Below are 15,148 nucleotides of genomic sequence, written 5' to 3'. Positions count from 1 at the left end.
TTCCATGAAGCATGACGTGACCATCGAGATCCCCAAGGGATCACGCGTCAAGTACGAAGTTGACCACGAGACCGGCCGCGTCCGCCTGGACCGCGTCCTCTTCACCTCCATGCAGTACCCCACGCACTACGGGTTCTTCGAAAACACCCTGGGCGAGGACGGCGACCCGCTGGACGCACTGGTGCTCCTGCAGGACTTCGACCTGCACCCGGGCGTCATTGTTGAGTCCCGCCCCATCGGCGTATTCAACATGACCGACGACGGCGGCGGAGACGCCAAGGTCCTGTGCGTCCCGGTCGATGCCCGTTTCGACCACATCCAGGAAGTAAGCGACGTCAGCGACTTCCTGATCAAGGAAATCGAGCACTTCTTCACCCGTTACAAGGACCTGGAGCCGGGCAAGTGGGTCAAGGCCGAGGGCTGGGGCGACCGTGCCGCCGCCGAAGCCGAGCTGGAAGCCTCCATCAAGCGCTACGTGCCCACGGGCCACTGATTTAGTAGTCACACCGACGGCGGGTGTCCGGTTCGCGCGAGCCGGGCACCCGCCGTCGTCGTCTGTCATGACCTCCCAGCAAGATATGAAACTCTTGGTGCGTGAACTCCGCACCAACTTTCACCCCGCCCTGCGGCCCCGTCACCGGCTGGCGGGACGGCGACGTTATCCGGGCCACCGGCATCCCCTACGCCAAGGCTGGGCGTTTCCAGGCTCCTGTCCCAGCGTCGGACTGGAGTAGGCCATTGGCCGCAACCTCCCTGGCTCCCGCCTGTCCGCAGGGGCCGGTGCCCTTCCTCGACGACGTCCTGGGCACCCGTTACGGGGAACTTCCGGGCAGCGAGGACTGCCAGAACCTGTCCATCACCATGCCGGCGGACCTCGCCGCCGGGGAGGAGCTGCCCGTGATGGTATGGATCCACGGCGGTTCCTACACCACGGGATCGGGCGACCTGGCCATCTTCGACCCGGCCGTACTGGTGGCCGAGACCCGTGTGGTGGTGGTTTCCGTGACCTACCGGCTGGGGTTGTTCGGATTCCTGGCCACCCGCTCGGGCCGGCCAGGCAACCTGGGCCTGCTGGACCAGCTCGAGGCGTTCCGCTGGGTGCAGCGGAACATCGCCGCATTTGGCGGCGACCCCGGCCGCGTGACCGCCTTCGGCCAGTCCGCCGGCGGCGATGCCATCGCCCATCTTATGGCCACCCCGGAAGCACCATCGTTGTTCCAGCGGGCCATCATCCAGAGCGCGCCACTGGGTATCTCGCGCGGACGGGCCAGGATGAACCACGCCATGGGCATCGCCGCCGAAGCGGTCTCCGAGGAAACTCCTGCGATGGAAGTAGTGGAACGAGAGGATCATGTAGCGCAGGTGGCGCGGAAATTCGGAATGCTGGCTGCCATGCCGTTCGGGACCCAGTACGGGCACGAGCCGTTGCCGGAAGAACCGGACATTGAACCCGCCTGGAACCGCTCTGCCCCCGGCATTGAAGTACTGATCGGGCACACGTCGGAGGAGGCGCGGCTGTTCCTGCCGCGCAGCCCGTACCTAAGCCGTTTGGCCCGGATTCCCCTTGCGGGTGGCGCCGCTGTCCGGGCCGTCGACTGGGTGGTCACGGAGACCGTCTATGGCAGGGCGGGCCGGAAATTCGCCCGGCGGCATGTCCAGGCGGGCGGAAAGGCCCACCGCTACGTGCTGCACTGGCACGCGCCCGGCAACATGTTCGGCGCCGCGCACACTATCGACCTGCCGCTCCTTTTCGGCAACCGGAACACGTGGGATGGCGTGGGGCTGATTGCGGGAGCCAACTGGGAGGACGTGAACGCAGTGGGGCGGGAGTTGAGGAGCTTGTGGGCAGCCTTTGCCAGGGGAGAAGACCTTGGCGGGAAGGGCGGGATTCCGGGTGCCCTCAAGCTCACATCAGGGCGGCCCGCGGCGCGTCAGCGTCCCGGCGTACTGGCGACCGTGTTGCGGATGGCTTCCACCAGGATGTCCTGGCGCTGGAAGTAGGCGTTGTGGCCGGCGTCCTCGACTACCAGGAGATGGGCTCCGTGGACCGTGGCGGCAACGTGTTCAGCGCCGCGGCGGATGCGTGGCCTTTCCTCGTCTCCGATCAGTACAGTCAGCGGGCTGGTGACTGATTCCAGTCCCTGCTGGAACCAGTCAACGTCCAACGGCTCGGCGCTCAGGAACTCCCCCTGGCTTTGCTCGAGACTGCGCGGGTGGCGCGCGGCTTCAATGGCAGTGGCGGTGGAACGCACCCTGATGTAGCGGGCGTGGTCCTTCGGGTTCTCCGCGAGCCAGCGATCCGTGAACGAGTTTCCAACGCCCAGCCAGATCCGTTCGTCGGAGTCCAGGGAGCTGAACACTTCGAAATCCTCCGGCTGGCCGGGTTGTCCGGGAGGCGGCACCACCAGCGGCCAGCCCATGCCGCACACCACGAGGGCAGCGGCACCACCGGGATTCCGGACGGCCCACCGAAGCGCAGTCATGCCGCCCATGGACTGCCCCACAATCACAGGGTTCTCCAAGCCCAGCGAGTTGAGAAAGTGGTCCAGCTCCGCAGCCCGGTCAACCAACGGTCCCTGCCGCGGCGAGTTGGAGGACCAGCCGTGATCGTAGGTGTCGTACGCCAGCACCCGGAAGTCCTGCTCCAGTTCAGCGATGATCGGCTCCCAGCAAGCCGCCGCCGATGCGTGGCCGTGCAGCAACACCACTGGCTGCCCTTGGCCGGCGTCCGTGTAGTGGATGTCGTTGCCGAGCACATCAAGCCATGGCATGCGGATGGTCCTTTCGGGCGTGGTCTGCCGGGTGGCCCACCAGGCACCAGCGTTGCAGAACCGGGGCCGGGAGTCATCCCCGGCGTCCCTTGGCGCAATACAAGGCCCACTGCAGCCGGACGCGGGGCAGCCTGCCCGCTGGCAGCCGAGGTAAAGTCTGGTCCGTGAAGACGCTGGGGGTTGACCTTGCGGCAGCGGCCAAAAAGACGGCCGTGGCGGTCATTGAATGGGGCGAGGGCTCCGCGCGGTTGGTACACCTCGCACTCGAGGTGGATGACCACGAAATCGTGGATCTGTTCGGTGTCACCGACATGACCGGGATCGACTGCCCCGTGGGCTGGCCGGAGGCCCTGATCCCGTTCCTGACCGGACACAAGAACTTCGACGCCGGCCCCGTCCTGGCACACGACGGCATCGCCGGCAGGCGCCTGCTGGCATACAGGGACACGGACCGCTTCGTTACTGCCCATACAGGCCTGATTCCGCTCAGCGTCTCGGCGGACCGCCTGGCCCACCCGGCCATGAGGTGCGCGGTGGTCCAGGCGAAGATCGCAGGCCTCCACGGTGCCCAGCCGAGGGACGGATCAGGGCAATTGGCCGAGGTCTACCCTGCTGCGTCGCTGAAGCTCTGGGGACTGAACGCCCGCGGCTACAAAGGGCGCGGCAGCACCGAAGCCGAACGCCTTTCGGTGCTGCTCGCGAACCTGCGGGAGCAGGCACCTTGGCTGGACCTTGCCGGCCACGAGGAGCGGCTGGCCGGCTCAGACGACCTGTTCGACGCCGTCATCGCTTCCCTCACCGTTCGCGCCGCCGCCGTCGGCCGGACACTTCGCCCTGATGAGGCCCACGCCGAAGCGGCCCGCAGCGAGGGCTGGATCCACCTGCCCGAGGGCGGACTGTCCGGACTTACCGCCTAGCCGAGTTTCCAGTTCCTGATCTCCTCGGGATCCTCGCCGTGGGTACGGGTGTGCTCGCGGGCGCGGATCCTGCTGTCCTGAAGCTCCTGCCGCAGCATCGAGTGCTTCTCCGCCAGGCCCGGCACACGGTCGATGGCGTCGATGGCCAGCTGGAACCGGTCGATGCCGTTCAGCATGGCCATGTCGAAAGGCGTGGTGGTGGTGCCCTCCTCCTTGTAGCCGCGCACATGCAGGCCCTCCTGATTGCTGCGGCGGTAGGCCAGCCGGTGAATGAGCGACGGATAGCCGTGGTACGCGAAAATGATGGGCTTGTCCGCGGTGAAGATTCCGTCAAAGTCCCGTGCCGGAAGGCCGTGCGGGTGCTCTCCCTCGTCCTGAAGCCGCATCAGGTCGACCACGTTCACCACGCGGACCTTCAACCCCGGCGCGCCTGCCTTCAGCAGCTCGGCTGCGGCCACCGTCTCCACCGTGGGCACGTCGCCGGCGCAGGCGAGGACGACGTCGGGCTCCTCCCCAGGGACCTCGGACCCCGCAAACTCCCAGATGCCCAGCCCCCGCTGGCAATGGGTGGCGGCGTCAGCGGGCCCAAGCCACGTGGGTGAGGGCTGCTTCCCGCTGACCACAATGTTCACGTAGTCCGTGGACGCGAGGCAGTGCTCCATCACGGACAGCAACGTGTTCGCATCCGGCGGCAGATACACCCGGATGACCTCGGCCTTCTTGTTCACGGCGTGGTCGATGAAGCCGGGGTCCTGGTGCGAAAACCCGTTGTGGTCCTGCTGCCACACATGCGAGGACAGCAGGTAGTTCAGCGAGGCCACCGGCTGGCGCCAGGGCAGCTTGCGGTGCACCTTCAACCACTTGGCGTGCTGGTTGAACATCGAGTCGACGATGTGGATAAAAGCCTCGTAGCAGCTGAAGACGCCGTGCCGGCCAGTCAGGAGGTAACCCTCGAGCCACCCCTGGCACAGGTGTTCGCTGAGCACCTCCATCACCCTGCCGGAACGCGCAAGGTGCTCATCGACGTCGTCAATCCGGTACTGCCACACCTTGTCCGTGACCTCGTAAACGTTCTGGAGCCGGTTCGACGCCGTCTCGTCCGGGCCGAACAGCCGGAACGTTTCCATGTTGAGCTCGATGACGTCCCGCATCCAGGAGCCCAGCGTGATCATCGGGCTGACCCGCTCCGTCCCCGCCCGGGCAACCGCGACGGCGTGGTCCCGGTAGTCCGGCAGCTTCAACGCGCGCCTCAGCAGGCCGCCGTTCGCATGCGGCGTGGCGCTCATCCGGAAATCACCCGTGGGCGCACCCTCGGCGACGTCGGGCCGGAGCCGGCCGTCGCCGTCGAACAGTTCTTCGGGGCGGTACGACTGCAGCCACTCCTCGAGCAGCCGCAGGTGGTCTTCGTTGGTATGGACCTCGGACAATGGCACCTGGTGGCTCCGCCATGTGCCCTCAACCTGCAGCCCGTCCACCTCACGGGGTCCCGTCCAGCCCTTCGGCGAGCGCAGCACGATCATCGGCCAGCGGGCTGCTTCGCTCTTATGCTCGTGCGTCCCCGCCGGTGGCGTCCGCCGGGATTCCTGGATGGCGCGGATGCCGGCCATGCAGCTCTCCAGCGCCTCGGCGAAGTCCCGGTGTGCCTGCCCGGTGTTGTCCGGGTCCTTCACCGTGACGAAGTAAGGCTCGTGGCCGTAGCCGCGCAGGAGCTGTTCCAGCTGCGCTTCGGGCATGCGCGCCAGGATGGTGGGGTTGGCGATCTTGTACCCGTTCAGGTGCAGGATGGGCAGCACCGCGCCGTCCGTGGCCGGGTCCAGGAAGTTGTGCGAATGCCAGCTGGCCGCCAGCGGACCCGTCTCCGCCTCGCCGTCGCCGATCACGACGGCGGCCACCAGCTGGGGATTGTCCAGCACCGAGCCGTAGGCGTGGGCGAGGGAATACCCCAGCTCGCCGCCCTCGCTGATGGAGCCTGGGCTCTCCGGAGCGGCGTGGCTGGGAATGCCGCCCGGGTAGGAAAACTGGCGGAACAGCTCGGCCATGCCGTCAGCGTCGTTGCCCACGTGGCCGTAGATTTCGGAGTATGTCCCTTCCAGCCAGGCATTGGCGACGACGGCGGGTCCGCCATGGCCGGGACCCGCCACAAAGAGCATTTCGACGGAGTCCCGGCGGATGACGCGGTTCAGGTGGGCGTAGACGAAGTTCAGACCGGGCGTGGTGCCCCAGTGGCCCAGCAGGCGGGACTTGGTGTGTTCCGCCTTCAGCGGTTCGCGCAGCAGCGGGTTGGAGCGGAGGTAGATCTGGCCCACCGAAAGGTAGTTGGCGGCGCTCCACCAGCGGTCTACAAGTTCGAGTTCGTCCTGCCCCATGCTCCTGGTCATAACCATCCTCACGTCGCGTTCGCCACCAACGGCGGCCGTCGGTCCATCGCATCAGATGGCTCCGGGCGAGGCAACCCCGCTTGCCTGCGCTCTGCTACCAGCGGGTAGTCTTTGGTTCAGTGTTCACGCTGACTATCAACCAAACGGACAGCCGGCGCGATGGTGACCGGGTGCCGCAGTTGCTCAAAGACCTGCGGCATATTCCTGCGCGCCTGGACTTTGACCGGTCAGTGGAAGACGAGGTCCAGGGCATCGTGGACTGTCCGCACCAGGCTGTGGAGGCTGCGCTGATCGCACTGCGCTGTGGGTCCTGGTATGTCGGGATCGGCGTCGGGCCTGTCAACGAGCCGTTGCCCAACCAGATCAAGGACGCCTCCGGCCACGGGCTGGTGTACGCCCGGCGGGCGGTGGACCGGCTGCGAAACAGCAAGGAGCGGGTTCCGGTTGCGGTGGAAGGGCCCCTTGCCGATGTCGCCCACGACGCCGAGGCCGTGCTTCGGCTCCTGGGGCACATCGTCCGTGACCGTTCCGACGCCGAGTGGCGGGTCCTGGACCTGCTGACCCCGGGCGTCCGCGGCCAACAGAAGGCCGTGGCCCAGGAACTGGGCATCACCACGCAGGCGGTCAGCAAGGCAGTGGCTCGGGCGCAGTGGAACGAGGAGCATGCGGCCCGGCCGGCTGCAGCCAGGCTGCTGGCGCTGATCCTTGAGGCGCGGTAGCGGCTTTTGGAAGGTGTATTACAAGGCTTTTTCGTTGTGGGCATGGTGCTTTTTGCGGGCTACCTGCTGGCCCGTTACAACGTGCTGGGGCAGCAGGGAACCAAGGTTCTTTCGGCCCTCTCGTTCACCGTGGGCCTGCCGAGCCTGATGTTTTCCATGATCGCCACCCGGCATATCACAGAGGTACTGAGCGCCACTGGCCTTATTTCGGTGGTCACTGCCGTCGCCTGCATGACGATCTTCGCCGCGGCTGGAGCACTGCGCCGGTGGGGCACCCGGCGAACCGTCATCGGGGCGCTGACCACAGGGATAGTGAACTCCACCAACCTGGGCGTCCCGCTCTCCGTCTATGTCCTGGGCAGCGCCACTTACGTCACGCCGATCATGCTGTTCCAGCTGGCCTTGCTGACACCGGTTGCCCTGACCATCCTCGACCTGGCAGACCCCAAGGGACACAAGCTGTCGGTCCTGAAAGTCGTCACCACGCCCTTCCGCAACCCCGTCACCGTCGCCGCCATCCTGGGCATCCTCCTGAGCGCCCTCGAGGTGGAAGTACCGGAGCTCGTACTCGCCCCGATTTCCTTGGTTGCCCAGATGACCGTCCCGCTCATGCTGATAATTTTCGGCATGTCCCTCCACGGGCTCAGCCTGCGCGGCGGTACCGGCGATTTCGCCCCCACCACCCTCGCAGTGGTGCTGAAATCAGCGGTCCAGCCGGCATTGGCCTGGGTGCTGGCGGCTCACGTGTTTCACTTGGACCAATTCAGCACGTTCGTCGTCACCGCGTGCGCGATTCTCCCCACAGGACAAAACGTTGTGCTCTATGCCATCCGCTATAACGTCGGTCAGGCGCTCGCCCAATCAACCGCTGTCATTACCACAGTGCTGTCCGTCCCGCTCCTGCTCGGAGCCGCACTGCTTTTTGGGTAATGTCCCGGCCGGGACCACTGGCGCGGGTCAGCGCTGGCTCGCCGCCATTACCGGCTCGCCGTTGAAGTATTCGAGCTGCCAGCCGTCGATCGCGTGGTGGTGCGCGAGGTTCAGCACGGCGTTGTCGATGCTCTTCAGGGTGCTCCCGACTGCACGGCTGAGGCTTACGCGCAGCAGCGTCCCGTGCGCGACGACGAGAAGACGGCGGCCGCGGAACTCCTCGGCCAGTGCCTCCAACGCGGCCAGTCCCCGGTCTGCTGCCTCGTCCTCGCTTTCGGCGCCGCGGAAACCACCGGGAATGCGCAGTGCGTCCAGTTCCGGCCCGGCCTGCATGCCCTCCGCGGGCCCGAAGCTGCGCTCGGTGAGCTCCGGCACGCGGCGGACCTCGGTGAGGCCCAACCCTGCGGCGAGCACATCGGCAGTCTCGGCGGCGCGGCTCAGCGGCGAGGACACAATGGCGTCCCATTCGTAGGCGGACAAAACGGCGACGGCGTCACGCGCCTGGGCCCGGCCGACGTCGTTCAACGGAATGTCTGTGGATCCCTGGAGCCGGCGCTGTGCATTCCAGTCAGTCTGGCCATGGCGGATGAGGGCGAACGTCGTAAGGGTCATGCTTTCCATTCTCCCCGACGGCGGGCGTCCCCTGGACGCAGGGCTCAAGTGAGCTGCCTGCAGGGAGATCAGTTGACGGCGAGAACCAGATAGGCGATGGCAAGTAAAAGCGCCACCGGCGTCATAACGGCGCGCTCCGGTTTGCTCCGCGATATTGCGTTCATCAGCACACCCAGCACGAAATAGCCTGTCAGGACCCAAGCGATGACCGACGTGGCGGTCTCATTGCCGAGGGGCGGCACCATGTTTGCTTTGGCGAGCGCCGCGTATCCGAAGGCCGCGTACAGGACGATCGACACTGCACTGCCCACCCGCAGCCCGGCGGGCAGGACGTTATGCTGGCCACCCCAAGCGAACCTGCCGAGCGGGGCACCGGTCAGCAGTGCGGCCTGGAAAACGGCCAGCCCGGCCAGTACCGCGCAGGCGGCCAAGGCCGCAATCTGAACCAGAAGCACCGGAAGTCCCCCGGCAGCTTAGAGGAGGCTGCGCAGCACGTGCGCGGCGCCGTCGTCGAACACCGAGTGGGTGACCTCGTCCGCGGCGGCGATCACTTCCTCGGGAGCCTGGCCCATGGCAACACCCCGTCCGGCCCAGTTGAGCATCTCGATATCGTTGCGGCCGTCTCCGACGGCAACTGTAAGGTGCGGCTCGATGCCGAGGCGGCCACGCAGGCTTTCCAGGGCGCTGGCTTTGGTCACGCCGGCAGCGGCGATGTCCAGCCAGGCCGTCCAGCCCACCGAGTACGTGACCCCGGCAAGGCCGATGTGCTCGATTGCCTCGGTGAACTCTTCCGGCGTGTTTTCGGTGCTGAAGACCACCACCCGCACGGCAGTGGCCTCGAGCATGGTCTGGAAGTCCACGCCAACGGCCTCGACGCCGAAGCTGGGGTCCTGGAAGCGCTCGGTGGAAAGGAAGTTTCCGTCCTCGTCCTCCAGCGCGTACTTGGCGGACGGAAGCCGTTCGCGGAGTGCACGGAGCGCAGGAGCCGGATCGAAGGTCGCCTTATGGATGACCTCGTAGCCGGATTCAAGCTCCGGGTGGAGCCGCAGGGTCACACCGCCGTTGCAGCAGACCGCGTAGCCGCGCTCGATACCGATGTTCTCGATGATGGGCAGCATGGCGTTGAGGGAGCGGCCGGTGGCAATCATGACCTCGTGCCCGGCGGCTACTACTGCCTGTGCCGCTTCGCGGACGGCCGGGGACATGTGCCCGTCGTGGTCCACCAGCGTGCCATCCACGTCCAGGGCGACCATGAGCTTTTGGTCTGTGTTGTTGTTTTCGTTCTCTCGCCGGTCATCGTTGCCGGCGACTGAGGTTTCAGTCAGCGTTGTCATCCATCAAGTAGAGCAGACGCCCCCAAAAACCTCCTAGGACGCGCGCCACAGTGTTATTGAACAGTTGGTAAATACCCACACGTTGTCCCGGGCGTGAGTGCTAACCGGCTTCAGGTACTGAACACAGGAGCTTGTTCGCGAATTGCACCCGCCCACAGACAAGGCACCGGTGAGCGCGCCGGTGCAGGGACCGTTTCGCGGTGCTCCTGGTGATCTGTAGTTGTCCACATGGAGCAGCATCGAGCTGTACGTCCCTCCAGCTTGCGGTGACTCTGAGGGCATGCAACTTATTGATGCCGGCCATGTCCGGCGCAGTACCGGGGACGCCCGATCCCTCAGCAGGCGATACGCCCGCGGCGAACTGGTCCGCGTCCGGAAAGGCGTATACGCCGCAAAGGACGAGTGGATCTCGCTCGCGCCTTGGGAGAGGTACCGGCAGACAGTCCATGCAGTGAACCTTGAACTACCTCAGTCCAGGTTCTGCCTCAACACCGCCGCCTCGTTATGGGACTTGGAACTGCTTGATGTACCTAGCCACGTCCACCTGGCCGGTGCGTCGAGAGGCCATACCGGCCGCAGCCTGCCCACTACCTCCGCTGCTCTGATGCCGTCCGGGTTGTCCGGTCTTGAGGGGGTCACTGCTTACGGTCTCGCTCGCCACCGTCCCAAGGGAGAAACCATCCCGCACGAAGGGCTGCTACTAACGCCTATGCCGGAGACGGTAGTGGCGGTCATCGCCAAGGAAAAGTTCGCAGCCGGGGTGGTGCTGGCCGACCATGCCATTGGGGCACGGCGGACCTCCGGGCCGCGTGTGAGCAAAGATTTATTACTCGAGCATGCATCGCGTCTCACGTCAGGAGCGCGACGACGCTGGGCTGAGCAGGTGCTGGAATTCGCAGCTACTGAATCTGAGTCAGCCGGGGAGTCTTTGAGCAGGGCACAAATGCACCTCTTGGGATTCCCTGCTCCCCTGCTGCAAGCGACCTTCCGGGCAGGAGGACAGTTCCTGGCGAGGACCGACTTTTTCTGGCCTCAGTATCGCCTGATCGGGGAGTTCGACGGCGACGCGAAGTACCTGCGCGACGAGTACCTCGGCGACCAAACGGCACGCCAAGCCGTGTTGGCCGAGAAGAAGCGCGAAGACAAGCTGCGTGCAGCGGGATTCAAAGTGGTGCGGTGGGACTGGGCGACGGCCTCCGATGCAGCCCGGCTGGGCGCGCTGCTACGCCAGGCAGGTCTGCCCAACAGCAGATACAAAATCAAAAACACCCCCTGACGGACCGTGCACCCGCAGATTTGCGGGTGCACGGTCCACCGGAGGGTGCGAAGCCAATAGCAGGGAAACCTACAGGACCGGGAGGACCTCGAGCCCGCCGATGTACTTCTGCAGCGCCTTCGGAACGTTGACCGAGCCGTCCGCGTTCTGGTGGTGCTCAAGGAGCGCCACGATCCAGCGGGTGGTGGCCAGCGTTCCGTTCAGGGTGGCAACAGCCCGGGTGCCCTTCGCTACACCCTCTGAGTTCACCGCGCGTTCGCGGATGTTCAGGCGGCGGGCCTGGAAGGTGGTGCAGTTGGACGTGGAGGTCAGCTCGCGGTACGCCCCCTGGGTGGGAACCCAGGCTTCGCAGTCGTACTTCCGGGCAGCGGACATACCAAGGTCACCGGCGGCGGTGTCAATAACGCGGTACGGCAGCTCGCACTTGGCCAGCATCTCCTCTTCCCACGCCAGCAGGCGCTGGTGCTCGGCAGCTGCTTCCTCAACCGTGGTGTAGATGAACATTTCCACCTTGTTGAACTGGTGCACGCGGATGATGCCGCGGGTGTCCTTGCCGTGCGAACCGGCCTCCCGGCGGTAGCACGAGCTCTGGCCGGCGTAGCGGACGGGGCCGGCGGAGAAGTCCAGGATCTCGTCGGCGTGGTATCCGGCCAGCGCAACTTCGGAGGTGCCCACAAGGTAGAGGTCGTCTTCGGCGAGGCGGTAAATCTCGGCGTCATGCTTTACGTCGAAGCCGGTGCCCTGCATCGTCTCCGGGCGCACCAAAGTGGGTGTGATCATCGGGACGAAGCCGGCCTCGATGGCCTGGTCCATTGCCATCTGCAGCAGCGCCATCTCCAGCCGGGCACCCACGCCGCGGAGGAAGTAGAAGCGCGCGCCGGATACCTTGGCGCCGCGTTCCATGTCGATCGCGCCGATCAGCTCACCAATTTCCAGGTGGTCGCGCGGCGCGAAGTCGGAAAATTCGCGGGGCGTGCCGACGGTCTTGACCACCACGTAGTCGTCCTCGCCGCCTTCGGGAACGCCGTCCTCTATGAGGTTGGGGATGGTGCGCAGCCGTTCTTCCTGCTTGGACTGCGCGGCGTCGGCCTCGGCGGACGCTGCCTTGACCGAGTTGGCCAGTTCCTTGACCTCGGCCAGCAGGGCCTTCTTCTCGTCACCCTTGGCCTGGGCCACCTTTTTACCGAAGACGTTCTGCTCGGCGCGGAGGTTTTCAAAGCGGATCAGCGCCGCCCGGCGTGCAGAGTCCGCGGAGATGATCGCGTCCACCACCGATTCGTCGGCGCCGCGGGCGCGCTGGCTGGCTCGGAACTTCTCCGGGTTTTCGCTGAGGTCTTTTACGTCGATCACCACATAAGGGTATCCAATCGGAGGGAGTACGACGGCGGCCGGCCGGCGGGCGGGACCGGCGCACCTGCCGCCGGGATACTGTTGAACCACCATGAGCGACCTGATTCTCTACCTGCTGATCGCGGTGGCGCTTGCCTTCGCGGTCTCCAGCTGGTGGGGAGTCCGCAGGCTTAAGGCGCTTCATATGCGCAGCGCGGTTGGTGAGGACGCGCACGAGCCGGGGCTCAACCAGCAACGGGTGGCGGTGATTCTCAACCCGATCAAGGCCCGCTCGGGCGAAGCGAAGGCCACCATCCAGCGCGCCTGCCTGACGGCTGGCTGGGACGAGCCAGTGTTTTACGAGACGACGGCGGAGGACCCCGGCTTTTCGCAGGTGCAGGCGGCATTGGGGCATAAGCCCGACGTCGTAGTGGTGGGCGGCGGTGACGGCACCGTCCGGGTGGTGGCTGAGTCCCTTGCCCGCACCGGTGTTGCGATGGGCCTCATCCCGCTGGGAACCGGCAACCTCCTGGCCCGCAATGTTGACCTGGACGTCAACGACCTCCACGGCAACGTTCAGACAGCCCTCTTCGGCCACCAGCGCTACATCGACACCGCCCGGATGGGCATCGAGAACTCCTGGACCGGCCACTCGTCCGAACACGCATTCCTGGTGATCGCGGGTATCGGCATGGACGCCGAAGTCCTGGCCGACACAAACGCCGGGCTGAAAAAGACGTTCGGCTGGCTTGCCTACACCGAGGCGGGCATGCGCCACCTGCCCGGCCGGCGGAAGAAGATCTCCATCTCGATGGACGGCAGCCCGGACCAGGTCCGGAACGTCCGCAGCATCCTTTTTGCCAATTGCGGCCTGGTTCCCGGCGGCATCGACTTCATTCCCCAGGCCATGATCGACGACGGCATGCTGGACGTGGTGGTGATGAGTCCGCGCAGTGCGATCGGCTGGGTGCTGATGTACGTAAAAATCATGTTCAAGCACAGCGGGAAACTGCCCGTCATGACCGTTTACAGGTCGGGCAGGGTGGTCATCAAGTGCCCCGAGCCGATGCCCACGCAGCTAGACGGCGACACGGCCGGCGAAGCCACCAAGGTGACCGTGCAGGTGGAGCCGGGTTCGTTATTGATCAGGGTAAAGGAGCAAGGCTGACTGGCCTGACGCACGAGGTTCAGGCGTGGGCTTCCTTGTGTGCCTCGGCGGCGGCCTTTGCGGCGGCCCGGGCCTCCGACTGTTCACGGATCATGGCCTGCTCCTCTTCGAAGCGGAGGCGGTCCGCCCGGTCGGCCTCGTCGCCGTCCCAGTCCTGATTTTCGGCGGTGGGGCGGGGATTGACAATCATCCCCTGGCCATCGTTGTCAGAGCCGCTGCTACTCATGACCCGCTCCCTTCGTTAAGGGCCATCCCCCCAATGTGGATCAAGTAAGCATACGCATTGTCCACAGCCCGCGGAAGTGGTATGCAGGGCAATTACCTACGCTGTGGGCGAAGCGGCGGAACCGGTTTCCCGGCGCCGCCGCAGCCCGTCCACCCACTTCTGCGCTGCTTCGAAGGCATCATCAGAAGTATGCGGCTCCACCACCGTCTCCTGGTTGTCGGCCCGCGCGTAGGAGCCAAGGAAACGGGTGGCCGGGCTGATGCGGTGGAGTCCCGCCAGGGCATCCGCTACACGCGCATCTCCGAGGTGGCCGTCGGCGTCGATACTGAAAAAGTAATGCCCCAGGTACTGTCCCGTGGGCCGGGATTCGATTCGGCTGAGGTTCACGCCGCGGCTGGCAAACTGGTCCAGGATCTCCATCAGGGCACCGGGGCGGTCTTCGGGCAGGGGCACCACAACGGTGGTCTTGTCCGCTCCGGTGCGTTCGGGCAGATTGCCGGGGCGGCTGACCAGGATGAAGCGGGTCACGGCACCGGGGTTATCGCCAATATCCTCCGCGAGGGCGGAAAGCCCGGGCTGTTCCTGGGCCACGAGCGGGGCGCAGATGGCGGCGTCGTAGTGGCAGTCCTCGTCCAGCAGCCCCATGGCTGCAGCGGCGGTGGACGATCCCGGCACGTACTCGGCCCCCGAAAGGTTCGCGTCCATCCAAAGCCGGCACTGCGCCCAGGCGTGGCCATGCGTCGAGACCCGCCGGATGTCCTGCAGCCGCACGCCCGGCCGTGCCACCAGCACAAAGCTGATGGGCACCAGGACTTCCCGGATGATCCGCAGTTCCGGACCGATGGCGATGGCATCGAGGGTGGCCGTTACGCCGCCTTCCACCGAGTTTTCGATCGGCACCATAGCAGCGTCAGCGGACCCCTCCCGCACCTTGTCCAGTGCCACGTTCACGTTCGACGCCGGTACGCGGCGGGCCTGCGCCGCGTCCGGAACCTTCAGCAGGGCTGCCTCGGTGAACGTACCTTCCGGCCCGAGGAAGGCGTAGGTGGCAGAGGGCGCAGGCATAGGTATTCCTTCGGAGGCATGGGAGCGCCCTTGGCGCGGGCACACGGAAACGGAAGCGGGTACTAGAGAACCAGGGGCTTCAGCCCGTTGTCCGAGACCAGGGGCTTGCCGGCCTCGAGCCACTGGTCCATGCCGCCGGAGACATTGATCGCGGTGTAGCCCTGGCCCGTGAGCCACTGCGCGGCGCGGAAGGACCGGCCGCCGGTGCGGCAGATGATGTACAGGTCCTGGTCAGGATCGAGTTCGTCCAACCGTGCGGGAAGCTGGTCCAGGGGGATGTGAAGGGCCCCCTCAGCATGCCCGGCCACCCATTCGTAGTCCTCACGGACGTCCAGAATGGCGGCGTCAGCAGGAAGGTCGTTGACGCGGACGGTATCAAAATCGCTCATGTGAAGTCCTGTCTGGCAGATCGGTTCAGCGTTA

Annotated in this window: 16 protein-coding genes; 7 read left to right on the top strand and 9 right to left on the bottom strand. The window is 65.7% G+C overall.

Annotated features, from left to right (window positions below):
- The first annotated feature begins 4 nt into the window (after positions 1-4).
- Complete coding sequence (locus tag CXQ88_RS10590) at positions 5-493, top strand: inorganic diphosphatase (protein ID WP_104044131.1); 489 nt, start codon at positions 5-7, stop codon at positions 491-493.
- A gap of 101 nt (positions 494-594) precedes the next feature.
- The gene (locus tag CXQ88_RS10585; protein WP_104044130.1) at positions 595-2,001 is read left to right on the top strand and encodes a carboxylesterase family protein; all 1,407 of its coding nucleotides are present in this window, start codon (positions 595-597) and stop codon (positions 1,999-2,001) included.
- Here CXQ88_RS10585 and CXQ88_RS10580 read toward each other — a convergent pair.
- Positions 1,932-2,771 carry an alpha/beta fold hydrolase gene (locus tag CXQ88_RS10580; protein ID WP_104044129.1) on the bottom strand — a complete coding sequence of 280 codons (840 nt, stop codon included), beginning with the start codon at positions 2,769-2,771 and terminating at the stop codon, positions 1,932-1,934. The genes CXQ88_RS10585 and CXQ88_RS10580 overlap by 70 nt on opposite strands.
- Positions 2,772-2,935: 164 nt before the next feature.
- On the opposite strand from CXQ88_RS10580, the gene CXQ88_RS10575 reads away from it, so the two are divergent.
- A complete protein-coding gene (locus tag CXQ88_RS10575) occupies positions 2,936-3,688 on the top strand; it encodes a DUF429 domain-containing protein (protein ID WP_104044128.1) in 753 nt (250 codons plus the stop codon).
- Here the strand turns inward: CXQ88_RS10575 and CXQ88_RS10570 are convergent.
- The gene (locus tag CXQ88_RS10570) at positions 3,685-6,066 is read right to left on the bottom strand and encodes a phosphoketolase family protein (RefSeq protein WP_104044127.1); all 2,382 of its coding nucleotides are present in this window, start codon (positions 6,064-6,066) and stop codon (positions 3,685-3,687) included. The two genes, CXQ88_RS10575 and CXQ88_RS10570, sit on opposite strands and share 4 nt — an antisense overlap.
- A 119-nt stretch (positions 6,067-6,185) precedes the next feature.
- Between CXQ88_RS10570 and CXQ88_RS10565 the strand changes: the two genes are divergently transcribed.
- Both CXQ88_RS10565 and CXQ88_RS10560 read left to right on the top strand, forming a co-directional pair.
- On the top strand, positions 6,186-6,785 hold the full coding sequence (locus CXQ88_RS10565; RefSeq protein WP_104044235.1) for a hypothetical protein: 600 nt from the start codon (positions 6,186-6,188) through the stop codon (positions 6,783-6,785).
- 42 nt (positions 6,786-6,827) lie between these two features.
- Positions 6,828-7,715: an AEC family transporter gene (locus tag CXQ88_RS10560; protein ID WP_258061813.1), complete on the top strand. Its 888-nt coding sequence runs from the start codon at positions 6,828-6,830 to the stop codon at positions 7,713-7,715.
- Positions 7,716-7,742: 27 nt separating this feature from the next.
- Here CXQ88_RS10560 and CXQ88_RS10555 read toward each other — a convergent pair whose 3' ends face one another.
- The 3 genes from CXQ88_RS10555 to CXQ88_RS10545 all read right to left on the bottom strand — a co-directional run bounded on the left by CXQ88_RS10555 (position 7,743) and on the right by CXQ88_RS10545 (position 9,661).
- Positions 7,743-8,327 (bottom strand): histidine phosphatase family protein, encoded by a 585-nt coding sequence (locus tag CXQ88_RS10555; protein WP_104044125.1) that lies wholly within the window; start codon positions 8,325-8,327, stop codon positions 7,743-7,745.
- 68 nt (positions 8,328-8,395) lie between these two features.
- A complete protein-coding gene (locus CXQ88_RS10550; RefSeq protein ID WP_306736713.1) occupies positions 8,396-8,782 on the bottom strand; it encodes a hypothetical protein in 387 nt (128 codons plus the stop codon).
- Positions 8,783-8,800: 18 nt separating this feature from the next.
- Entirely contained in the window at positions 8,801-9,661 is an 861-nt protein-coding gene (locus CXQ88_RS10545; RefSeq protein WP_104044124.1) for an HAD family hydrolase, read from the bottom strand.
- A gap of 280 nt (positions 9,662-9,941) precedes the next feature.
- On the opposite strand from CXQ88_RS10545, the gene CXQ88_RS10540 reads away from it, so the two are divergent.
- On the top strand, positions 9,942-10,937 hold the full coding sequence (locus tag CXQ88_RS10540; RefSeq protein WP_104044233.1) for a hypothetical protein: 996 nt from the start codon (positions 9,942-9,944) through the stop codon (positions 10,935-10,937).
- 69 nt (positions 10,938-11,006) lie between these two features.
- On the opposite strand, the gene serS is transcribed toward CXQ88_RS10540, so the two are convergent.
- The gene (gene serS / locus CXQ88_RS10535) at positions 11,007-12,287 is read right to left on the bottom strand and encodes a serine--tRNA ligase (RefSeq protein WP_104044232.1); all 1,281 of its coding nucleotides are present in this window, start codon (positions 12,285-12,287) and stop codon (positions 11,007-11,009) included.
- A gap of 91 nt (positions 12,288-12,378) precedes the next feature.
- On the opposite strand from serS, the gene CXQ88_RS10530 reads away from it, so the two are divergent.
- Entirely contained in the window at positions 12,379-13,434 is a 1,056-nt protein-coding gene (locus CXQ88_RS10530) for a diacylglycerol/lipid kinase family protein (protein ID WP_104044123.1), read from the top strand.
- Positions 13,435-13,453: 19 nt separating this feature from the next.
- Here the strand turns inward: CXQ88_RS10530 and CXQ88_RS10525 are convergent, their stop codons facing one another.
- The 3 genes from CXQ88_RS10525 to CXQ88_RS10515 all read right to left on the bottom strand — a co-directional run bounded on the left by CXQ88_RS10525 (position 13,454) and on the right by CXQ88_RS10515 (position 15,114).
- Complete coding sequence (locus CXQ88_RS10525) at positions 13,454-13,660, bottom strand: hypothetical protein (RefSeq protein ID WP_104044122.1); 207 nt, start codon at positions 13,658-13,660, stop codon at positions 13,454-13,456.
- 96 nt (positions 13,661-13,756) lie between these two features.
- A complete protein-coding gene (gene pheA / locus CXQ88_RS10520; RefSeq protein WP_104044121.1) occupies positions 13,757-14,725 on the bottom strand; it encodes a prephenate dehydratase in 969 nt (322 codons plus the stop codon).
- Between the two features lie 62 nt (positions 14,726-14,787).
- On the bottom strand, positions 14,788-15,114 hold the full coding sequence (locus CXQ88_RS10515) for a rhodanese-like domain-containing protein (RefSeq protein ID WP_104044120.1): 327 nt from the start codon (positions 15,112-15,114) through the stop codon (positions 14,788-14,790).
- Between the last annotated feature and the right edge of the window lie 34 nt (positions 15,115-15,148).

Source organism: Arthrobacter sp. ZGTC412, assembly GCF_002929215.1.
Lineage (GTDB): Bacteria > Actinomycetota > Actinomycetes > Actinomycetales > Micrococcaceae > Arthrobacter.
Note: the sequence above shows the minus strand (reverse complement) of the source record. Positions and strands in the feature narration are given on the sequence as shown.